A 22,198-nucleotide genomic window follows, 5' to 3' on the forward strand; every position below is an offset into this window, starting at 1 on the left:
GTGTTGTTTATAAAAATAAATATTTCAAAAATGTTTGTTTTTCACGCGCTTTACAGCCCGAAAAGGCCGGAAGATACTTGCCCGCAACGAAGATTCCTTCATAACCGGGTAAGCAATGATGAAAGTATTAATTGTTGAAAGCGAGTTTCTCCATCAAGACACCTGGGTCGGTAACGCCGTTGAGCGTCTGGCAGATGCTTTAAGCCAGCAAAATGTTACCGTGATTAAATCCACCTCCTTTGATGATGGTTTTGCCATTCTCTCTTCAAACGAAGCCATTGACTGCCTGATGTTCAGCTATCAAATGGAACATCCGGACGAACATCAAAACGTCAGACAATTGATCGGTAAGCTTCATGAGCGCCAACAAAACGTGCCGGTCTTCCTGTTGGGCGATCGGGAAAAAGCCCTCGCCGCAATGGATCGCGACCTGCTGGAGCTTGTCGATGAATTCGCCTGGATTCTGGAAGATACTGCCGACTTTATCGCCGGACGCGCCGTTGCCGCGATGACCCGCTACCGCCAGCAGCTATTGCCGCCACTGTTCAGCGCGCTGATGAAATATAGCGACATCCATGAATATTCCTGGGCAGCGCCAGGCCACCAGGGCGGCGTTGGTTTTACCAAAACACCCGCCGGACGTTTCTACCATGACTACTATGGTGAAAATCTGTTCCGCACCGACATGGGCATCGAACGCACTTCCCTCGGTTCTTTGCTTGACCATACTGGCGCATTTGGCGAAAGCGAAAGATATGCCGCACGCGTATTTGGTGCCGATCGCTCCTGGTCGGTAGTCGTCGGTACTTCCGGCTCTAACCGCACCATCATGCAGGCTTGCATGACCGATAACGATGTCGTGGTCGTTGACCGTAACTGCCATAAATCCATCGAACAAGGCTTGATGCTGACAGGCGCGAAACCGGTCTACATGGTGCCAAGCCGCAACCGCTACGGCATTATCGGGCCAATCTATCCGCAGGAAATGCAACCTGAAACCTTGCAGAAGAAAATCAGTGAAAGCCCGCTGACCAAAGACAAAGTCGGGCAAAAACCGTCTTACTGCGTGGTGACCAACTGTACCTATGACGGCGTGTGTTATAACGCTAAAGAAGCGCAGGATCTGCTGGAAAAAACCTCCGATCGTCTGCACTTTGACGAAGCCTGGTACGGCTATGCACGTTTCAACCCGATCTATGCCGATCACTATGCCATGCGCGGCGAACCTGGCGATCACAACGGTCCTACCGTTTTCGCCACCCACTCCACCCACAAACTGCTGAATGCGCTGTCCCAGGCCTCTTATATTCATGTACGTGAAGGTCGTGGGGCGATTAACTTCTCCCGCTTCAACCAGGCCTACATGATGCATGCCACCACCTCCCCGCTGTATGCCATCTGCGCATCCAACGACGTGGCAGTGTCGATGATGGACGGCAACAGCGGCCTGTCACTGACCCAGGAAGTGATCGACGAAGCGGTTGATTTCCGTCAGGCGATGGCGCGGCTGTATAAAGAGTTCACCGCTGACGGTAGCTGGTTCTTCAAACCGTGGAACAAAGAAGTCGTCACCGACCCACAAACCGGCAAAACCTATGACTTTGCTGACGCACCAACCAAACTGCTGACCACCGTTCAGGACTGCTGGGTCATGCATCCGGGCGAAAGCTGGCACGGCTTCAAAGATATTCCGGATAACTGGAGTATGCTCGACCCGATTAAAGTCAGCATCCTTGCTCCGGGAATGGGTGAAGATGGTGAACTGGAAGAAACCGGTGTTCCGGCGGCGCTGGTCACAGCCTGGCTTGGTCGCCACGGCATTGTGCCTACCCGTACCACTGACTTCCAGATTATGTTCCTGTTCTCTATGGGCGTGACCCGTGGGAAATGGGGGACTCTGGTTAACACCCTTTGCTCCTTCAAACGCCACTATGATGCCAACACACCGCTGGCGCAGGTGATGCCGGAACTTGTTGAACAATATCCTGACACTTACGCGAACATAGGGATTCACGATCTGGGTGACACCATGTTTGCCTGGCTGAAAGAAAACAACCCTGGCGCACGGTTGAATGAAGCCTATTCCGGCCTACCGGTGGCGGAAATCACCCCGCGTGAAGCGTACAACGCGATTGTCGACAACAATGTCGAACTGGTATCCATTGAAAATCTGCCAGGACGTATCGCGGCAAACTCAGTTATCCCGTATCCGCCAGGAATCCCGATGCTGCTGTCTGGTGAAAACTTCGGCGATAAAAACAGTCCGCAAGTAAGTTATTTACGCTCGCTGCAATCCTGGGACCATCATTTCCCTGGATTTGAACACGAAACAGAAGGGACAGAAATTATTGACGGTATTTACCACGTTATGTGTGTGAAAGCGTAACCACTATTCCGCTGAAGGCGTAATTGTTAAATAACATTACGCCGCCTGGCTTGAGGCCTTTTAAGTATGGCAACGTTTTCATAAAAATTGCTGCAAACAAAAAATGTCATGCTTTTTGCGCGGTCCCACCCCGCGCTTTTTTTTGCCTGTTATTTATCCTTTTTTTAGCCTGTAAAAAAATATGTACATGAGAAATTACTATAAAAATTTGTAATATTAGTAAAACTCGTTATTTTTATGCATGTTTATATTCATCATACAATTATATAACCATTTCCCGGTATCGCTTCGCTTTAGCGAGAACTGGTCTTTTATTCGCACTCAGGAGTACATGTATGAGGATTTGCAGCGACCAACCTTGTATTGTTTTATTGACTGAAAAAGATGTCTGGATAAGGGTGAATGGGAAAGAACCTATTAGCCTTAAAGCTAACCACATGGCGTTATTAAATTGTGAAAATAATATTATCGACGTCTCCTCTCTTAATAACACTTTGGTTGCTCATATTAGTCACGACATCATCAAAGATTACCTCCGGTTTCTGAATAAAGATCTCTCGCAAATACCAGTATGGCAACGTAGCGCTACGCCCATCCTCACCCTGCCATGCCTGACGCCAGACGTCTTTCGCGTTGCCGCGCAGCATAGCATGATGCCCGCTGAAACTGAGTCAGAAAAGGAACGAACACGTGCATTATTATTCACTGTGCTATCCCGTTTTCTCGACAGTAAAAAATTCCTTTCACTAATGATGTATATGTTACGTAATTGTGTAAGTGACAGCGTTTATCAAATTATTGAAAGCGATATCCACAAAGACTGGAATCTTAGTATGGTAGCCAGTTGTTTATGTCTTAGCCCAAGTCTGTTAAAGAAAAAGCTGAAAAGCGAAAACACCAGTTATAGCCAAATAATCACCACCTGCCGCATGCGTTATGCCGTAAATGAATTAATGATGGACGGTAAAAATATCTCTCAGGTATCACAGTCCTGCGGCTACAACAGTACGTCGTACTTTATTTCTGTCTTTAAAGACTTCTACGGTATGACGCCGCTGCATTATGTTAGTCAGCACAGAGAACGCACTGTCGCCTGATTTTTAACCTTAACGAAGAGCTATATTAATAACGGCATCAGCGATAACCCGGCCGATAATAATTCAACTATCGAATGCAGGCGTATGATATGACGTAATTTATTGTCACGAAGCTCGCCTTCGCAGGAGTTTAATTATGTCTTCGGATGCTGATGCTCACAAAGTGGGCTTAATCCCCGTCACCCTGATGGTGTCGGGGAATATTATGGGGTCAGGTGTTTTTCTGTTACCTGCAAACCTGGCCTCCACTGGCGGGATTGCCATTTATGGATGGTTGGTGACGATTATCGGTGCGCTGGGGCTCTCGATGGTATACGCCAAAATGTCGTTCCTCGACCCAAGTCCTGGTGGTTCTTACGCTTACGCCCGCCGCTGCTTTGGCCCGTTTCTCGGTTATCAAACCAACGTCCTCTACTGGCTGGCCTGCTGGATCGGCAATATCGCTATGGTGGTCATTGGCGTAGGATATTTAAGTTACTTCTTCCCGATTCTGAAAGATCCATTGGTATTAACCATCACCTGCGTCGTGGTGCTGTGGATCTTCGTCCTGCTGAACATTGTCGGTCCGAAAATGATCACCCGCGTACAGGCCGTTGCTACCGTGCTGGCGCTGATCCCCATCGTCGGGATTGCCGTATTTGGCTGGTTCTGGTTCCGTGGTGAAACCTATATGGCGGCATGGAACGTCAGCGGCCTGGGCACCTTCGGTGCGATTCAAAGTACCCTTAACGTTACGCTGTGGTCGTTCATCGGTGTGGAAAGTGCCTCCGTTGCCGCAGGTGTGGTGAAAAACCCGAAACGCAACGTCCCTATCGCCACCATTGGCGGGGTATTGATTGCTGCCGTTTGCTATGTACTTTCTACCACCGCGATTATGGGGATGATCCCTAATGCCGCACTGCGCGTTTCTGCTTCGCCATTCGGTGATGCCGCACGGATGGCGTTGGGTGACACCGCCGGGGCCATTGTTTCCTTCTGCGCAGCTGCGGGTTGCTTAGGTTCACTGGGCGGCTGGACGTTGCTGGCGGGTCAAACGGCGAAAGCCGCTGCCGATGACGGACTGTTCCCACCGATTTTTGCCCGTGTAAATAAAGCGGGCACGCCAGTGGCGGGGCTGATTATCGTCGGTATTTTGATGACCATCTTCCAGCTCAGTAGCATTTCGCCAAACGCGACCAAAGAATTCGGTCTGGTTTCTTCCGTGTCGGTCATCTTTACACTGGTGCCATATCTTTACACCTGTGCGGCGTTACTACTGCTCGGCCACGGTCACTTTGGTAAAGCACGCCCGGCATATCTGGCAGTGACTACCATTGCCTTCCTCTACTGCATCTGGGCCGTAGTAGGGTCCGGCGCGAAAGAGGTTATGTGGTCATTTGTCACTCTGATGGTAATCACCGCCATGTATGCGCTGAATTACAACCGGCTGCATAAAAACCCGTATCCCTTAGATGCACCAATAAGCAAAGATTAATTCCCCTTAATCAAGCAAACATAAAAGCCAACCTTAAGAACTTAAGGTTGGCTTAATTTTGCTTTGCGAGCATATGCGCACTTTGTTCGATGGAAACACCGTGATGTTGAAGCGCCTACTAAAAAGACCCTCTTTGAATTTACTCGCCTGGCTATTGTTAGCCGCTTTTTATATCTCTATCTGCCTGAATATTGCCTTTTTTAAACAGGTGTTGCAGGCGCTGCCGCTGGACTCGCTGCATAACGTACTGGTTTTCTTGTCGATGCCGGTCGTCGCCTTCAGCGTGATTAATATTGTCCTGACACTAAGCTCTTTCTTGTGGCTTAATCGACCGCTGGCCTGCCTGTTTATTCTGGTTGGCGCGGCTGCACAATATTTCATAATGACTTACGGCATCGTCATCGACCGCTCGATGATTGCCAATATTATTGATACCACTCCGGCAGAAAGTTATGCGTTGATGACGCCGCAAATGTTATTAACGCTGGGATTCAGCGGCGTGCTTGCTGCGCTGATTGCCTGCTGGATCAAAATCAAACCCACCACCTCACGCCTGCGCAGCGTTCTTTTCCGCGGGGCCAACATCCTGATTTCTGTACTGCTGATTCTGCTGGTTGCCGCACTGTTCTACAAAGACTATGCATCGCTGTTTCGCAACAACAAAGAACTGGTGAAATCCTTAAGCCCGTCCAACAGCATTGTTGCTAGCTGGTCGTGGTACTCTCACCAGCGGTCAGCCAACCTGCCACTGATACGCATTGGTGAAGATGCTCACCGCAACCCATTAATGCAAAATGGGAAACGCAAAAACCTGACCATTTTGATCGTCGGAGAAACGTCGCGCGCAGAGAATTTCTCGCTGAATGGTTATCCACGCGAAACCAATCCTCGCCTGGCAAAAGATAACGTGGTCTATTTCCCTAATACCGCCTCTTGTGGCACAGCAACAGCCGTCTCAGTGCCGTGCATGTTCTCGGATATGCCGCGTGAGCACTACAAAGAAGAGCTGGCACAGCACCAGGAAGGCGTGCTGGATATCATTCAGCGAGCGGGCATCAACGTGCTGTGGAATGACAACGATGGCGGCTGTAAAGGCGTTTGCGATCGCGTACCTCACCAGAACGTCACCGCGCTGAACCTGCCTGGTCAGTGCATCAACGGCGAATGCTATGACGAAGTGCTGTTCCACGGGCTGGAAGAGTACATCAATAATCTGCAAAGCGATGGCCTCATTGTATTACACACTATCGGCAGCCACGGCCCGACCTATTACAACCGCTATCCGCCGCAGTTCAGGAAATTTACCCCAACCTGCGACACTAACGAGATCCAGACCTGTACCCAAGAGCAACTGGTGAACACTTACGACAACACGCTGGTTTACGTCGACTATATTGTTGATAAAGCGATTAATCTGCTGAAAGAACATCAGGATAAATTTACCACCAGCCTGGTTTATCTTTCTGACCACGGTGAATCGTTAGGTGAAAATGGCATCTATCTGCACGGTCTGCCTTATGCCATCGCCCCGGATAGCCAAAAACAGGTGCCGATGCTGCTGTGGCTATCGGAGGATTATCAAAAACGGTATCAGGTTGACCAGAACTGCCTGCAAAAACAGGCGCAAACGCAACACTATTCACAAGACAATTTATTCTCAACCTTATTGGGCCTGACTGGCGTTGAGACGAAGTATTACCAGGCTGCGGATGATATTCTGCAAACTTGCAGGAGAGTGAGTGAATGAAAATTCTGATTGTTGAAGACGATACGCTGTTATTGCAGGGATTGATTCTGGCGGCGCAAACCGAAGGCTACGCGTGCGATGGCGTGAGCACCGCGCGGATGGCGGAACAAAGCCTTGAAGCCGGTCATTACAGCCTGGTGGTACTGGATTTAGGCTTACCCGATGAAGATGGGCTGCATTTTCTTGCCCGTATCCGGCAGAAAAAATACACTCTGCCGGTGTTAATTCTCACCGCCCGCGATACCCTTACCGACAAAATCGCCGGGCTGGATGTCGGGGCCGACGATTATCTGGTGAAGCCTTTTGCGCTGGAAGAGTTGCACGCCCGTATCCGCGCCCTGCTACGACGCCATAATAATCAGGGCGAAAGTGAGCTGAACGTTGGCAACCTGACGCTGAATATGGGTCGCCGCCAGGTATGGATGAGCGGAGAAGAACTGATTCTGACGCCCAAAGAATATGCTCTGCTGTCGCGCCTGATGCTTAAAGCAGGCAGCCCGGTGCATCGGGAAATTCTCTACAACGATATCTACAACTGGGACAACGAGCCCTCGACCAACACCCTGGAAGTGCATATCCATAACCTGCGCGACAAAGTGGGCAAAGCCCGTATCCGCACCGTGCGCGGATTTGGCTATATGCTGGTCGCAAATGAGGAAAACTAATTGAATCTGATGCGTTTTCTGCGCCGACCAATATCGCTGCGCCAACGGCTGATATTGACCATCGGGGCCATTTTGTTGGTGTTTGAGCTGATCAGCGTCTTCTGGCTGTGGCATGAAAGTACCGAGCAGATTCAGCTGTTTGAGCAGGCGCTACGCGACAATCGCAACAACGATCGCCACATCATGCGTGAGATCCGCGAGGCGGTCGCCAGCCTGATTGTCCCCGGCGTCTTTATGGTTAGCCTGACGCTATTTATCTGCTATCAGGCGGTACGCCGCATCACCCGACCGCTGGCGGAGCTGCAAAAAGAGCTGGAAGCGCGCACCGCCGATAACTTAACGCCCATTGCCATTCATAGCGCCACCCTCGAAATCGATGCGGTGGTTTCGGCGTTAAACGATCTGGTCAGTCGCCTGACCAGCACGCTGGATAACGAAAGGTTGTTTACCGCTGACGTCGCGCACGAACTGCGAACACCACTGGCGGGGGTGCGTTTGCATCTGGAACTGCTGGCGAAAACGCATCACATTGATGTAGCACCGTTAGTGGCACGACTTGATCAGATGATGGAGAGCGTCTCCCAGCTGCTGCAACTGGCGCGTGCCGGACAGTCATTTTCTTCCGGTAATTATCAACATGTAAAACTGCTGGAAGATGTCATTCTCCCCTCGTATGACGAACTTAGTACCATGCTCGACCAGCGCCAGCAAACCCTGCTATTGCCAGAGAGCGCCGCCGACATCACCGTTCAGGGTGATGCAACCCTGCTGCGGATGTTATTGCGAAACCTGGTAGAAAACGCCCATCGTTATAGCCCACAAGGCAGCAACATTATGATTAAGCTGCAAGAAGATGGCGGAGCGGTCATGGCCGTTGAAGATGAAGGGCCGGGTATTGATGAGAGTAAATGCGGGGAGTTGAGTAAAGCGTTTGTACGAATGGACAGCCGTTATGGCGGGATTGGTCTGGGGTTAAGTATTGTCAGCCGCATTACACAGTTGCATCACGGGCAGTTTTTCCTGCAAAACCGGCAAGAGACTTCCGGCACGCGGGCCTGGATACGGCTGAAAAAAGATCAGTACGTGGCAAACCAGATATAAAGAAAGCTGCTGACCACCAGCACGCTGAACACGGTAGTTAAACTTTCATAAACACGGTTTTTCATTGCACTCTCCTCCGTTAACCTGGAGGAGAGTATGCGCGTCAGAGATTAAGTGAACCTTAAGAGTTCAATTGACCTGATTAGACAGCGTCACATCAGGCCATCCGTTTCAGCTTATTCATCAATTCGCGGATGTTGCTGCACCAGGCGGGTACGTTTCGCCTGCAAATCGGCAATCTCGTGGTCAATATCATCGATTTTCTGCTCGATATTATCGTAATGCTCGACGAGAATTTCCTTCGCTTCCTGTATATCTGACGCCGCTGGTGTCGCACCTTTCAACGGTCGATTCGCCGTCTCTTTCATGGTTACGCCGGTGATTAAACCAACCACCGCCACTACCATCAGGTAATAGGCAGGCATCATCAGATTCTGCGAGCTTTCGACCAGCCAGGCCGCCAGCGTTGGCGTCAGACCGGCAACCAGCACCGAAATATTAAATGCCGCCGCCAGCGCGCTGTAACGGATATGCGTCGGGAACATCGCAGGCAAGGTAGAAGCCATAACGCCCGTAAAGCAGTTAAGGATCACCGCCAGCATCAATAAGCCGGCAAAAATCAGGCCGATGACGTTACTGTTAATCAGAATAAACGCCGGGATCGCCAACACAAACAGTGCAACACTACCAAGAAGCACAAACGGACGACGGCCAAAACGGTCACTCAGCAAGCCCATCACCGGTTGAACAAACAGCATACCGATCATAATGGCGATAATAATCAGCACCCCGTGGTCTTCGGAGTAATGCAGGTTATGCGACAAATAACTCGGCATATAGGTCAGCAACATGTAGTAAGTCACGTTGGTGGCAATTACCAGACCAATACATGTCAACAGGCTGCGCCAGTGTTTGGTGGCAATCTCTTTAAACGAGACTTTCGGGCCATCCTGCAAACCTTCGCGGTCGCCCTGTTCCAGTTTATCGACATGCTGCTGGAACGCCGGAGTCTCTTCCAGCGCATGGCGCAGGTAAAGCCCGATAATCCCTAACGGCAGAGCGATAAAGAACGGAATACGCCAGCCCCAATCGAGGAAGTTCTCTTCGCCGACAATGGTCGAAATTAACACCACTACGCCAGCTCCCAGCACAAACCCGGCAATAGAACCAAAGTCCAGCCAGCTGCCCATAAAGCCACGTTTACGGTCAGGGGAGTATTCCGCAACAAATATTGACGCCCCGGTATATTCACCGCCGACCGAGAAACCTTGTGCCATCTTACAGATCAACAGCAGAATCGGTGCCCAAATACCAATCGTGTCGTAGGACGGTATTAAGCCAATACAGAACGTACTGATCGACATAATCACAATAGTGATAGCGAGGATCTTCTGGCGACCATATTTATCGCCCAACATACCAAAGAAGAGCCCGCCAAGCGGTCGAATCAGAAAGGGAACGGAGAAAGTGGCGAGTGCAGCAACCATCTGCACGCTGGGGTCAGCCCCCGGGAAAAAAACTTTACCTAATGCGTAAGCAACAAAACCATAAACACCAAAATCGAACCATTCCATTGCATTACCCAGTGATGCTGCGGTAATGGCTTTACGCAGTTTACCGTCATCAATAATGGTGACATCACGAAGGGTAATCGGTTTTACTTTTTTCCTTTTCAGCATAGCTTTCCTCGCAGAGTTGGCCCATTTCCGCAAACGCCAGAAAAATCAGCGCGACGGCCGCAAAAGGGGAGCGGGAATTGCAGGATGCAATCTCTGTAACAAGCGTAGCGGGTTTGCTTACACCCTCCGGTTAAGGAATGTACAATCAAACCAGTTGACGCCTGAATTGAGCAGTTAATGACCTTTTTACCCTACCAGTGTTTAAATTTGTGATCAACTTCACACATGTATTTCGTTTAGGACTCATTGGTGTAACTGATTATTTACACCAAATTTACAGAGAAGATTTCCTCGACCATTGCTCCCGCCAGACGCTGCGCTGAACAGAGTCGTGGCATCCCCAGTGCGACAGTTCGCCAGCGTTGGGTCACTGACCAGCAAACGGGTTGTTTATCTGCCGTGGACCACTTTCCCAGCCAACTTAAAAAATCAGCATGCTCCCCGCCCGTCGAAACGGTCGAAGAGGCAAACCACTGATGGTAATAGTGACGCGTGGTCGGGGCCGCATTGATACTCTCTGCCAAATGTTGTGTCGCTTTCACGCGCAAATCACCCAGCAACAACGCCACCGCTTGCGGTCTTCCCAGACGGCAGGCATCGCCAAATGCACCCCAGCGCAACTCCTCCAGAACGATAAAGCAGCGCCCAGGCAACGACCAGGCGTTATACGCCCCAGCACGCCAGCGGGTAAAAATTTGCTCGCTCTGTTCACCCGCCTGCACCAATAGGCCTCGTTGCGTTAACGCCTTTTCCTTCCAGCGACAACGGGCTGAAAACCACTCATACAAGTCGACAATTTGCTGGGGGAGCTCCGGGAAAGCAGAGTGCTGGCGGTGATCCATTTTTTGCAGCAGCGCCAGATGCTGCGCGATCTGCGTCAGCGCCAGATGACCGGGATCCAGCATCGACGCCAGTTTTTCCACCAATGTCAGACGCAGGCTAAGCGGCGCATTTAACATGCCGCCGTTCGTCCATGTCTGAAGCTGCACGCGCGCAAGAAGTTCCTGCATCAGTCGTTCACGAAACTGCTGCTGATGGGCTTGTGGAAGGCGGGCATCATCGCCCTGCGCCAGATCCACTAAAAAGCGCGGATGAACCGACTCCAGCACGCGACCGGGGCCGTCCAGTAACGTCTTGGTCAATATCGTTCTGCCGTGAAAAGTGTTTGAATATCATCGCGTAACAGCTGAGCGTCGGTGTAAATCCAGCCGTGAGTCATCACAGTCTGCTGCAATTGCTGTTGCATCAGCCTGACCACGGATTCATTTTGTTGACGCAGAGCCAGACTTTCGCGTAAACGCGTCTGTAATTCCGTCAAACATGAAGCGAACTCAGCGAAAAAAGTATTCATGCCTGCCGTAACAGATTCATCGACCTGCTCTGCCATAACTTTAGCCATTTGTTGGCAATAAAGATCGACTTCTGCGCTTAATGCTCGTTGCAACACACTGTAATCAACCGTCTCTGTCGGGAATTTCTCATTTCCCCGTCCCCAGTCGGGCTGATTCAACCAGCGCGAAAAAATCTCACGCACAACGCCAAAACGGGTGATCTGCTCATCCGTTGCTTCCTGACGGGATATTGCATCGCTGAACAGCTGGCGGGTGTTGAAGTGGGGAACTACGCCGTGAAAAACAGGAAAATGAAACCCAGGACGAAACCCAGACTCACTCAATTCCATTTTGACTTGTTGCTCAATGGGGCGAATAACATCGGTTAACACCCGGCAAAGGGTGGACTCAAGCTCGGCAAAGCGCAGCGTAAAGTCGCGACTGATGGTGTTCTGCGCCGTCTGTAACAGTGTCTCACAGCGGGTACGCATCTCACTTAACGACTCCGAATCATCCTGAAACAACGCGGCTAACTGCGCATTCACCGCATCTTGCTGTTGACGCAGAAAGTGGTTGGTGGAGGTCAGGGCCAACTCGATTTCATGTTTAATCTCGCCGCTCACCTGCGCCTGATTGAGTTGCAATAGCTGCAAACTTTCTTCGACCTGATGGATATTTTGCTGCAATTGTTCACAAGCGACGTTTAACCCGTGCGCACGAAAATCCAGGTATTCCCGCGCCTGCTGCGCGTAATTCAACAGTTTATGCGCGGCAGATCGCAGAGCATACAACGAGGCGTTAGCGTAAGCGGCATGAAGCAACGCCTGAATTGGCTGGGCGAACAGCGAATCTTCCCACAACTGATCGGCAGCATGGCGAATATGTTCGAGGTCCGCCAGATCGGCATGACGCCAGCGCCTGCCGAGCGCGGCATGGGCAAAATCTTCCACCCAGCGTTGTTGCTCTGGCGGTGGTAACTTACCGTTGTTGGCTAACTCATGGCGCGCCCGATTCGCCAGGTAGCCCCACATCGACGACACCGGAAATATCTGCTGTGGCGTAATACAGCCTTTCATCAGCGTTCCGGAAATCAGTGCCCGCACCTGGTCGGCGTCGTCACTGTTACGATCCTGTTGATCGAACTTATTGACCAGCACATACAACGGCACCGATTGCCCCACCGCCAAAATTGCCTCACGGACCTCTTCATCGGAGATCGATTTCAGTTGCGTATAATCCAGCACCGCCAGTACCGCCGAGGCGCGTGCCAGCTGCTGGTTAAGCATTTTTTGCAGATGCGGTTGCCCGGCTTCATTTGGCCCGGGGGTATCCAGTAACGTCAACTGACCGGGATAACTCTCCAGCCCCGCCAGATGGACAAACTCCACTTCAATCACGGGAATATGCTCAATGGCGGCGTAAGCAGAAAAAGGAAAATCGACGTCCAGCGCCTTCGCCAGTCGCACCAAATCATTCAAACTTTTCAGACAATGAAAAATAGGTTGAGCACCCAGATAATATTTTTCGAAAGCGATGCCATTTTCAATCCGCTGCATAAGCGCACGCATATCTTTATCTATTTCCAGCACATCGGTCAGATGCTTAATATCGCAATCACGCAGGCGCTGTTGTAATTGTTGAATTAAATGGTCGATTGGCGCGACATGTGAAAAATGCAGTACCGGTTCTTTTTGCCCGGGCGTATGGCGAATAAGCGTTGGCAGCGCAGTCATTGGGCGATTGCGATTAGGCAGAACCTCCGTACCAACAATGGCATTAATGGTGGTTGATTTCCCTGCTTTCATAGTACCGGCAATCGCCAGCACCATTTCCAGTCGGGAAATTTTACGCAACTCATTATTCAGCATCGCGTGACGTTCGGCGATATTAGGCTGACTCCAGGGTAAAGCCAGTTGTGGCGCATCGTCTCCGGGTACAGAGAGAGGCATTTTTTCCAGTAACTGCAACTGTTGGCGAGAAAGCTGTAACAGGCGTTCAGCCTCCTGACTTAACTCATACAGGGTCTGTGTGTACATAGAAAATTTTTCCTTAAAGCAAATTTTATTACTTTTATTTAGCCAGATTGTTTTTGAGTTCTGTTTTCGGCTTTTATAATTACTGCAAGAAATAATTTTATATTTAGAGTGTTGTTTTTTATTAGAATAAATAACGTCTTCCGATACGTTTAAAACGTCAGAAAGATAAAAAATATCATTTGAATTAAAAAAAGAACATGTAGAGCATTAACCTTATCTTAAATAATAAATGGAGGCAAAAAGATTATTTTCTTTTTGCGTTTCCTTTCAAATGAAAACGATCGTCGTCTAAAATCAGCAGTACCCCCGACAAACTCAGGGATTTTGTGTATAATTGCGGCCTTTTTCGGCAATCTGCCGTTTTTTGGCGCTTTTGCCCTGCTGACTTTTGAGGAAATCCACATGTCATTACCACACTGCCCAAAATGCAACTCCGAATACACCTACGAAGATAACGGCATGTACATCTGCCCGGAATGTGCCTACGAATGGAACGACGCAGAACCTGCACAGGAAAGCGACGAGCTGATCGTTAAAGATGCTAACGGCAATCTGCTGGCTGACGGCGACAGCGTGACCATCATTAAAGATCTGAAGGTGAAAGGTAGCTCTTCGATGCTGAAAATTGGCACCAAAGTGAAAAACATCCGCCTGGTTGAAGGCGACCATAACATCGATTGCAAAATCGACGGTTTTGGTCCGATGAAACTGAAATCTGAGTTTGTGAAAAAGAACTGATTGTATTGTGATCGGTAGGCCGGATAAGGCGTTTACGCCGCATCCGGCAACGGTGGCGACTGCCTGATGCGACGCTGACCGCGTCTTATCAGGCTTCCCTCTCATCTGTATAAATTTCGAACTACACTTAACGGGCTTCTCTTAACTGAGGTCACCATCATGCCGTTAAGTCCCTACCTCTCTTTTGCCGGTAACTGTTCCGACGCGATTGCCTATTATCAACGTACGTTGGGCGCGGAACTGCTCTATAAAATCAGCTTCGGCGAAATGCCGAAATCAGCGCAGGACAGCGCCGAAAACTGCCCTTCCGGAATGCAATTTCCCGATACCGCCATCGCTCATGCCAACGTGCGCATTGCAGGAAGCGACATCATGATGAGCGATGCTATACCGTCAGGAAAAGCCAGCTACTCCGGCTTTACGCTGGTGCTCGATTCGCAACAGGTCGAAGAAGGAAAACGCTGGTTTGACAACCTTGCCGCTAACGGAAAAATCGAAATGGCCTGGCAGGAAACTTTCTGGGCGCATGGCTTCGGCAAAGTCACCGATAAATTTGGCGTACCGTGGATGATTAATGTCGTCAAACAACAGCCAACGCAATAACCCGCCGGGAGGCCCACCCTCCCGCACTGTCATCGAATTCCCGTTAACTCTTCATCTGTTAGTCACTTTTAATTAACCAAATCGTCACAATAATCCGCCACGATGGAGCCACTTTTTTAGGGAGGCTGCATCATGCAAACGATTATCCGTGTCGAGAAGCTCGCCAAAACCTTCAATCAGCATCAGGCGCTGCACGCGGTTGATCTGAACATTCATCATGGTGAAATGGTGGCTCTGCTTGGGCCGTCGGGTTCCGGAAAATCCACCCTTTTACGTCACTTAAGCGGTTTGATTACCGGCGATAAATCTGTCGGTAGCCATATCGAGCTGCTGGGCCGCACTGTCCAGCGCGAAGGCCGTCTGGCCCGCGATATCCGTAAAAGCCGCGCCCATACCGGCTACATCTTTCAACAATTCAACCTGGTGAATCGCCTGAGCGTACTGGAGAACGTGCTGATTGGCGCGCTCGGCAGCACGCCATTCTGGCGAACCTGTTTTAGCTACTTCACCCGCGAGCAGAAACAGCGCGCGTTACAGGCGCTGACCCGCGTTGGCATGGTGCACTTTGCCCATCAACGCGTTTCCACACTCTCCGGCGGCCAGCAACAGCGTGTGGCGATTGCCCGCGCGCTGATGCAGCAGGCGAAGGTCATTCTCGCTGACGAACCCATCGCCTCGCTGGACCCGGAATCGGCACGCATCGTGATGGACACCCTGCGCGACATCAACCAGAACGACGGCATTACCGTGGTCGTCACGCTGCATCAGGTGGATTACGCCCTGCGCTACTGCGAACGCATCGTCGCCCTGCGCCAGGGGCACGTCTTCTACGACGGCTGCAGCCAACAGTTTGATAACGAACGTTTTGACCATCTCTACCGCAGCATTAACCGCGTCGAAGAGAACGCGAAAGCTGCCTGACATCCCCATCATTGAGGAAAACGAATGAACGCTAAGATAATTGCCTCGCTGGCCTTCACCAGCATGTTCAGCCTCAGCACCCTGTTAAATCCGGCATACGCCGAAGAGCAGGAAAAGGCGCTGAATTTCGGCATTATTTCAACGGAATCACAGCAAAACCTGAAACCGCAATGGACGCCGTTCTTACAGGATATGGAGAAGAAGCTGGGCGTAAAGGTCAACGCCTTCTTTGCCCCGGACTACGCGGGCATTATCCAGGGGATGCGCTTCAATAAAGTGGATATCGCCTGGTACGGCAACCTGTCGGCGATGGAAGCGGTGGATCGCGCCAACGGCCAGGTCTTCGCCCAGACGGTCGCGGCGGATGGATCGCCGGGTTACTGGAGCGTGTTGATCGTCAACAAAGATAGCCCGATCAACAACCTGAACGATCTGCTGGCGAAGCGGAAAGATCTCACCTTCGGCAATGGCGATCCTAACTCTACCTCCGGCTTCCTCGTCCCCGGTTACTACGTCTTCGCTAAAAACAATATCTCCGCCAGCGACTTCAAGCGCACCGTCAACGCCGGGCATGAAACCAATGCGCTGGCCGTCGCCAACAAGCAAGTGGATGTGGCGACCAATAACACCGAAAACCTCGACAAGCTGAAAACCTCCGCGCCGGAGAAGCTCAAAGAACTGAAGGTGATCTGGAAATCGCCGCTGATCCCAGGCGATCCGATCGTCTGGCGCAAAAATCTGTCCGAAACCACCAAAGACAAGATCTACGACTTCTTTATGAACTACGGCAAAACGCCGGAAGAGAAAGCGGTGCTGGAACGCCTGGGCTGGGCGCCGTTCCGCGCCTCCAGCGACCTGCAACTGGTGCCGATTCGCCAGCTCGCGCTGTTTAAAGAGATGCAAAGCGTGAAGGACAACAAAGGGCTGAACGAACAGGACAAGCTGGCAAAAACCACCGCCATTCAGGCGCAACTGGATGATTTGGACCGCCTGAACAACGCGTTAAGCGCAATGAGTTCGGTGAGTAAAGCGGTGCAGTAAATCGTAGGTCGGATAAGACGCCCCGGCGTCGCATCCGACAATGTGCAGACGTTGATGCCGGATGCGGTGCAAGCACCTTATCCGGCCTACAGACCGGAGCCAAACATGCAAACCATCACCATCGCCCCACCCAAGCGCAGCTGGTTCTCGCTTCTGAGCTGGGCCGTTGTTATCGCCGTGCTGGTCGTCTCGTGGCAGGGCGCGGAAATGGCACCGCTTACGCTGATTAAAGATGGCGGCAACATGGCGACGTTCGCCGCCGACTTCTTCCCGCCCGATTTCAGCCAGTGGCAGGATTACCTCACCGAAATGGCCGTCACGCTGCAAATCGCCGTCTGGGGCACCGCGCTGGCGGTGGTTCTCTCCATCCCCTTCGGCCTGATGAGCGCTGAAAACCTGGTACCGTGGTGGGTCTACCAACCTGTACGCCGCCTGATGGACGCCTGCCGCGCCATTAACGAAATAGTCTTCGCCATGCTGTTCGTGGTCGCCGTCGGCCTCGGCCCGTTCGCTGGCGTGCTGGCGCTGTTTATCCACACCACCGGCGTACTTTCCAAACTGCTTTCCGAAGCGGTAGAAGCGATTGAACCCGGCCCGGTGGAGGGCATTCGCGCTACCGGTGCCAACAAGCTGGAAGAGATCCTCTACGGCGTACTACCGCAGGTCATGCCGCTGCTGATTTCCTACTCTCTCTATCGCTTCGAATCCAACGTCCGCTCGGCGACCGTCGTCGGTATGGTTGGCGCGGGCGGGATCGGCGTCACGCTGTGGGAAGCGATTCGCGGTTTCCAGTTCCAGCAAACCTGCGCCCTGATGGTGCTCATCATCGTCACGGTCAGCCTGCTGGATTTCCTCTCTCAACGGTTGCGTAAGCACTTTATCTGATAAGCGAGGCATTGATGGCTATGCACTTGTCTACACATCCGACCAGCTACCCAACACGCTATCAGGAGATAGCCGCAAAACTTGAGCAGGAGCTTCGTCAACACTACCGCTGCGGCGACTATCTTCCCGCCGAGCAGCAACTGGCGGCGCGCTTTGAGGTGAACCGCCACACCCTGCGCCGCGCCATCGACCAACTGGTGGAAAAAGGCTGGGTACAGCGCCGTCAGGGCGTCGGCGTACTGGTGCTGATGCGCCCGTTCGATTACCCGCTCAACGCCCAGGCGCGTTTTAGCCAGAACCTGCTGGACCAGGGCAGCCATCCCACCAGCGAAAAATTGCTATCGGTGCTGCGCCCCGCCTCCGGTCACGTCGCTGACGCGCTGGGGATAACCGAGGGGGAGAACGTCATCCACCTGCGCACCCTGCGTCGGGTCAACGGCGTCGCGCTCTGTTTAATCGACCACTACTTTGCGGACCTCACCCTCTGGCCGACGCTGCAACGTTTCGACAGCGGTTCGCTGCACGATTTTCTGCGCGAGCAAACGGGGATTACGCTACGACGCAGCCAGACGCGGATCAGCGCCCGCCGCGCCCAGGCCAAAGAGTGCCAGCGTCTTGAAATCCCGAATATGTCGCCGCTGCTGTGCGTGCGCACCCTTAACCACCGTGACGGTGAAAGCAGCCCGGCGGAGTACTCCGTCAGCCTGACGCGCGCCGACATGATTGAATTCACTATGGAGCACTGAATGCACGCAGATACCGCGACCCGCCAGCACTGGATGTCCGTGCTGGCGCACAGCCAACCGGCTGAACTGGCAGCCCGCCTGAACGCGCTGAACATCAACGCCGATTATGAGGTGATCCGCGCCGCTGAAACTGGCCTGGTGCAGATTCAGGCGCGAATGGGCGGCACCGGCGAACGCTTTTTTGCTGGCGACGCCACGCTCACCCGCGCCGCCGTGCGTCTGACTGACGGCACGCTCGGCTATAGCTGGGTGCTGGGGCGCGACAAACAGCACGCCGAACGTTGTGCGCTGATTGATGCGCTGATGCAGCAAAACCGCCACTTTCAAAACTTATCAGAAACCCTTATCACCCCGCTGGACGCTGACCGTATGGCACGCATTGCCGCGCGCCAGGCCGAAGTGAACGCCAGCCGGGTCGACTTCTTTACGATGGTTCGCGGAGACAACGCATGACCCTGGAAACCGCTTTTATGCTTCCCGTGCAGGATGCCCAACACAGTTTTCGTCGCCTGTTAAAGGCCATGAGCGAGCCGGGCGTGATTGTCGCCCTGCATCAGCTCAAGCGCGGCTGGCAGCCGCTGAATATCGCCACCACCAGCGTGCTGCTGACGCTGGCCGATAACGACACGCCGGTGTGGCTTGCCGCGCCATTGAGCAACGATATCGTCAATCAGAGCCTGCGTTTTCATACCAACGCGCCGCTGGTTAATCAGCCGAAACAGGCGACCTTCGCGGTAACAGATGAGGCGATCTCCAGCGAGCAGCTCAACGCCCTTTCCACCGGCACTGCCGTTGCACCAGAAGCGGGCGCAACGCTGATTTTACAGGTCACCAGCCTGAGCGGTGGGCGTATGTTGCGCCTCACCGGCGCAGGTATTGCCGAAGAACGGATGATCGCCCCGCAACTGCCAAAGTGCATTCTTCATGAACTTACCGAGCGCCCGCACCCGTTCCCGCTCGGCATCGACCTGATCCTGACCTGCGGCGAGCGCCTGCTGGCTATTCCGCGAACCACTCATGTGGAGGTGTGCTGATGTACGTTGCCGTGAAAGGGGGCGAAAAGGCGATCGACGCCGCCCACGCCCTGCAAGAGAGCCGACGCCGGGGCGATACTGATTTGCCTGAACTGAGCGTCGCCCAGATTGAACAGCAGCTTAACCTCGCGGTAGATCGCGTGATGACCGAAGGCGGTATTGCCGACCGCGAGCTGGCCGCGCTGGCGCTGAAACAGGCCAGCGGCGATAACGTCGAAGCGATTTTCCTGTTGCGCGCCTACCGCACCACGCTGGCGAAGCTGGCGGTCAGTGAGCCGCTCGACACCACCGGGATGCGTCTCGAACGGCGTATTTCAGCAATTTATAAAGACATTCCCGGCGGCCAACTGCTTGGCCCCACCTACGACTACACCCATCGCCTGCTCGATTTCACCCTGCTGGCAAACGGCGAAACGCCAACGCTGACCACCGCTGACAGCGAACAGCAACCGTCGCCACACGTCTTCAGCCTGCTGGCGCGTCAGGGGCTGGCGAAGTTTGAAGAAGATAGCGGCGCACAACCGGACGACATCACCCGCACGCCGCCGGTTTATCCCTGTTCGCGTTCTTCCCGTCTACAACAATTAATGCGCGGTGACGAAGGCTATTTGTTGGCGCTGGCCTACTCCACCCAACGCGGTTACGGGCGCAATCACCCGTTCGCAGGCGAAATTCGCAGTGGCTATATCGATATATTTATTGTGCCGGAAGAGCTGGGATTTGCGGTGAACGTCGGCGAATTGTTGATGACCGAGTGTGAAATGGTCAACGGTTTTATCGACCCGCCGGATGAACCACCGCATTTTACACGCGGCTATGGGCTGGTGTTCGGCATGAGCGAGCGCAAAGCAATGGCGATGGCGCTGGTTGACCGTGCGTTGCAGGCACCGGAATACGGCGAGCACGCAACAGGTCCGGCACAGGATGAAGAGTTCGTGCTGGCCCATGCCGACAACGTCGAAGCCGCAGGCTTTGTTTCGCATCTCAAACTCCCGCACTACGTCGATTTCCAGGCCGAACTGGAGCTACTCAAACGTCTGCAACAGGAGCAGAACCATGGCTAATCTGAGCGGCTACAACTTTGCTTACCTCGACGAGCAGACCAAACGCATGATCCGCCGCGCTATCTTAAAAGCGGTGGCAATCCCCGGTTATCAGGTGCCGTTTGGCGGACGCGAGATGCCGATGCCCTACGGCTGGGGAACCGGCGGCATTCAGCTCACCGCCAGCGTGATTGGCGAAAGCGACGTGTTGAAGGTGATTGACCAGGGCGCAGACGATACCACCAACGCCGTGTCGATTCGTAACTTCTTTAAGCGCGTGACCGGGGTGAACACCACCGAGCGCACGGACGATGCGACACTTATCCAGACGCGTCACCGCATACCCGAAACGCCGCTGACCGAAGATCAGATCATTATCTTCCAGGTGCCGATCCCCGAACCGCTGCGCTTTATTGAGCCGCGTGAGACGGAAACGCGCACCATGCACGCGCTGGAGGAGTACGGCGTGATGCAGGTGAAACTGTATGAAGATATCGCCCGCTTCGGTCATATCGCCACCACCTACGCCTATCCGGTGAAGGTGAACGGGCGCTACGTAATGGACCCGTCGCCGATCCCGAAATTCGATAACCCGAAAATGGACATGATGCCCGCCCTGCAACTGTTTGGCGCGGGGCGCGAGAAGCGCATCTATGCCGTGCCACCGTTTACCCGCGTGGAAAGCCTCGATTTCGATGATCATCCGTTCACCGTCCAGCAGTGGGATGAACCATGCGCCATCTGCGGATCGACCCACAGTTACCTCGACGAAGTGGTGCTGGATGACGCCGGAAACCGCATGTTTGTCTGCTCCGATACCGATTATTGCCGCCAACAGAACGAGGCCAAAAGCCAATGAATCAACCGTTACTTTCGGTCAATAACCTGACCCACCTTTATGCCCCGGGCAAAGGCTTCAGCGATGTCTCTTTTGATTTATGGCCGGGAGAAGTTCTGGGCATTGTTGGGGAGTCCGGCTCCGGGAAGACCACGCTGCTGAAGTCGATCTCCGCCCGCCTGACACCACAGCAAGGGGAAATTCGCTACGAGAACCGTTCGCTGTACGCGATGAGCGAGGCCGACCGCCGTCGCCTGCTGCGCACCGAATGGGGTGTGGTGCATCAGCATCCGCTTGACGGCCTGCGCCGCCAGGTGTCGGCAGGCGGCAATATCGGCGAACGGTTGATGGCAACCGGAGCGCGTCATTACGGCGATATTCGCGCCACCGCGCAGAAATGGCTGGAAGAGGTGGAGATTCCCGCCAACCGGATCGACGACCTGCCGACCACCTTTTCCGGCGGCATGCAGCAACGTTTGCAGATTGCCCGCAACCTGGTGACGCATCCGAAGCTGGTGTTTATGGATGAACCCACTGGCGGGCTGGATGTGTCGGTACAGGCGCGCCTGCTGGACCTGCTCCGCGGTCTGGTGATGGAGCTTAACCTGGCGGTGGTGATTGTCACCCACGATTTAGGCGTCGCCCGTCTGCTGGCGGACCGTTTGCTGGTAATGAAGCAAGGGAAAGTGGTGGAGAGTGGGTTAACCGACCGCGTGCTCGACGACCCGCACCATCCGTATACCCAGTTGCTGGTGTCATCGGTTTTGCAGAATTGAGCTGGTGCCGGATGCGGCGTAAACGCCTTATCCGGCCTACAAATGCGCTCCCCGTAG

21 protein-coding genes are annotated in these 22,198 nt (G+C 53.0%); 17 read left to right on the forward strand and 4 right to left on the reverse strand.

The window, feature by feature from the left end:
- Positions 1-118: 118 nt before the first annotated feature.
- From adiA to pmrB, 6 genes are all read left to right on the forward strand, one after another.
- Positions 119-2,386 carry an arginine decarboxylase gene (gene adiA, locus EAS44_RS22685; protein ID WP_001447136.1) on the forward strand — a complete coding sequence of 756 codons (2,268 nt, stop codon included), beginning with the start codon at positions 119-121 and terminating at the stop codon, positions 2,384-2,386.
- A 335-nt stretch (positions 2,387-2,721) separates the two neighbouring features.
- Positions 2,722-3,483 carry a DNA-binding transcriptional activator AdiY gene (gene adiY / locus EAS44_RS22690; protein ID WP_001217059.1) on the forward strand — a complete coding sequence of 254 codons (762 nt, stop codon included), beginning with the start codon at positions 2,722-2,724 and terminating at the stop codon, positions 3,481-3,483.
- A gap of 136 nt (positions 3,484-3,619) precedes the next feature.
- Positions 3,620-4,957, forward strand: coding sequence for an arginine/agmatine antiporter (gene adiC, locus EAS44_RS22695; RefSeq protein WP_000093154.1), 1,338 nt, complete (start codon positions 3,620-3,622; stop codon positions 4,955-4,957).
- A gap of 103 nt (positions 4,958-5,060) precedes the next feature.
- Positions 5,061-6,704, forward strand: coding sequence for a phosphoethanolamine transferase EptA (gene eptA, locus EAS44_RS22700; RefSeq protein WP_001350805.1), 1,644 nt, complete (start codon positions 5,061-5,063; stop codon positions 6,702-6,704).
- Positions 6,701-7,369: a two-component system response regulator BasR gene (gene basR / locus EAS44_RS22705; RefSeq protein ID WP_000697907.1), complete on the forward strand. Its 669-nt coding sequence runs from the start codon at positions 6,701-6,703 to the stop codon at positions 7,367-7,369. Before eptA ends, basR begins: the two co-directional genes overlap by 4 nt.
- The gene (pmrB, locus tag EAS44_RS22710) at positions 7,370-8,470 is read left to right on the forward strand and encodes a two-component system sensor histidine kinase PmrB (protein ID WP_001052123.1); all 1,101 of its coding nucleotides are present in this window, start codon (positions 7,370-7,372) and stop codon (positions 8,468-8,470) included.
- Here pmrB and pmrR read toward each other — a convergent pair.
- The 4 genes from pmrR to crfC form a co-directional block, all read right to left on the reverse strand.
- Positions 8,446-8,535 (reverse strand): LpxT activity modulator PmrR, encoded by a 90-nt coding sequence (gene pmrR / locus EAS44_RS22715; RefSeq protein WP_000797657.1) that lies wholly within the window; start codon positions 8,533-8,535, stop codon positions 8,446-8,448. The genes pmrB and pmrR overlap by 25 nt on opposite strands.
- A gap of 111 nt (positions 8,536-8,646) precedes the next feature.
- Positions 8,647-10,149 (reverse strand): glycine betaine/L-proline transporter ProP, encoded by a 1,503-nt coding sequence (gene proP / locus EAS44_RS22720; protein WP_001296659.1) that lies wholly within the window; start codon positions 10,147-10,149, stop codon positions 8,647-8,649.
- A 263-nt stretch (positions 10,150-10,412) separates the two neighbouring features.
- Positions 10,413-11,291, reverse strand: coding sequence for a diguanylate cyclase regulator RdcB family protein (rdcB, locus tag EAS44_RS22725; protein WP_000169160.1), 879 nt, complete (start codon positions 11,289-11,291; stop codon positions 10,413-10,415).
- Entirely contained in the window at positions 11,288-13,516 is a 2,229-nt protein-coding gene (crfC, locus tag EAS44_RS22730; protein ID WP_000288550.1) for a clamp-binding protein CrfC, read from the reverse strand. Before crfC ends, rdcB begins: the two co-directional genes overlap by 4 nt.
- A gap of 402 nt (positions 13,517-13,918) precedes the next feature.
- Between crfC and yjdM the strand changes: the two genes are divergently transcribed.
- The 11 genes from yjdM to phnK all read left to right on the forward strand — a co-directional run bounded on the left by yjdM (position 13,919) and on the right by phnK (position 22,141).
- Positions 13,919-14,254: a zinc ribbon domain-containing protein YjdM gene (yjdM, locus tag EAS44_RS22735; protein ID WP_001300891.1), complete on the forward strand. Its 336-nt coding sequence runs from the start codon at positions 13,919-13,921 to the stop codon at positions 14,252-14,254.
- 159 nt (positions 14,255-14,413) lie between these two features.
- Positions 14,414-14,857 (forward strand): VOC family metalloprotein YjdN, encoded by a 444-nt coding sequence (yjdN, locus tag EAS44_RS22740; RefSeq protein WP_001131335.1) that lies wholly within the window; start codon positions 14,414-14,416, stop codon positions 14,855-14,857.
- A gap of 132 nt (positions 14,858-14,989) precedes the next feature.
- Positions 14,990-15,778 carry a phosphonate ABC transporter ATP-binding protein gene (gene phnC, locus EAS44_RS22745; RefSeq protein ID WP_001193413.1) on the forward strand — a complete coding sequence of 263 codons (789 nt, stop codon included), beginning with the start codon at positions 14,990-14,992 and terminating at the stop codon, positions 15,776-15,778.
- A gap of 24 nt (positions 15,779-15,802) precedes the next feature.
- Positions 15,803-16,819: a phosphonate ABC transporter substrate-binding protein gene (phnD, locus tag EAS44_RS22750; protein ID WP_000991976.1), complete on the forward strand. Its 1,017-nt coding sequence runs from the start codon at positions 15,803-15,805 to the stop codon at positions 16,817-16,819.
- Positions 16,820-16,924: 105 nt separating this feature from the next.
- Positions 16,925-17,704 carry a phosphonate ABC transporter, permease protein PhnE gene (gene phnE, locus EAS44_RS22755; RefSeq protein ID WP_001350806.1) on the forward strand — a complete coding sequence of 260 codons (780 nt, stop codon included), beginning with the start codon at positions 16,925-16,927 and terminating at the stop codon, positions 17,702-17,704.
- A gap of 20 nt (positions 17,705-17,724) precedes the next feature.
- A complete protein-coding gene (gene phnF / locus EAS44_RS22760; RefSeq protein WP_001350807.1) occupies positions 17,725-18,450 on the forward strand; it encodes a phosphonate metabolism transcriptional regulator PhnF in 726 nt (241 codons plus the stop codon).
- Complete coding sequence (gene phnG, locus EAS44_RS22765; RefSeq protein WP_000542780.1) at positions 18,451-18,903, forward strand: phosphonate C-P lyase system protein PhnG; 453 nt, start codon at positions 18,451-18,453, stop codon at positions 18,901-18,903.
- Positions 18,900-19,484, forward strand: coding sequence for a phosphonate C-P lyase system protein PhnH (gene phnH, locus EAS44_RS22770; protein WP_000171593.1), 585 nt, complete (start codon positions 18,900-18,902; stop codon positions 19,482-19,484). Before phnG ends, phnH begins: the two co-directional genes overlap by 4 nt.
- Positions 19,484-20,548, forward strand: a complete 1,065-nt coding sequence (gene phnI / locus EAS44_RS22775) for an alpha-D-ribose 1-methylphosphonate 5-triphosphate synthase subunit PhnI (RefSeq protein ID WP_001296656.1) — start codon at positions 19,484-19,486, stop codon at positions 20,546-20,548. Before phnH ends, phnI begins: the two co-directional genes overlap by 1 nt.
- Positions 20,541-21,386 carry an alpha-D-ribose 1-methylphosphonate 5-phosphate C-P-lyase PhnJ gene (phnJ, locus tag EAS44_RS22780; protein WP_000002282.1) on the forward strand — a complete coding sequence of 282 codons (846 nt, stop codon included), beginning with the start codon at positions 20,541-20,543 and terminating at the stop codon, positions 21,384-21,386. Before phnI ends, phnJ begins: the two co-directional genes overlap by 8 nt.
- Entirely contained in the window at positions 21,383-22,141 is a 759-nt protein-coding gene (gene phnK / locus EAS44_RS22785; RefSeq protein WP_001075531.1) for a phosphonate C-P lyase system protein PhnK, read from the forward strand. The genes phnJ and phnK overlap by 4 nt, the downstream gene beginning before the upstream one ends.
- Positions 22,142-22,198 lie beyond the last annotated feature (57 nt).

Source organism: Escherichia coli DSM 30083 = JCM 1649 = ATCC 11775, from assembly GCF_003697165.2.
GTDB classification, from domain to species: domain Bacteria; phylum Pseudomonadota; class Gammaproteobacteria; order Enterobacterales; family Enterobacteriaceae; genus Escherichia; species Escherichia coli.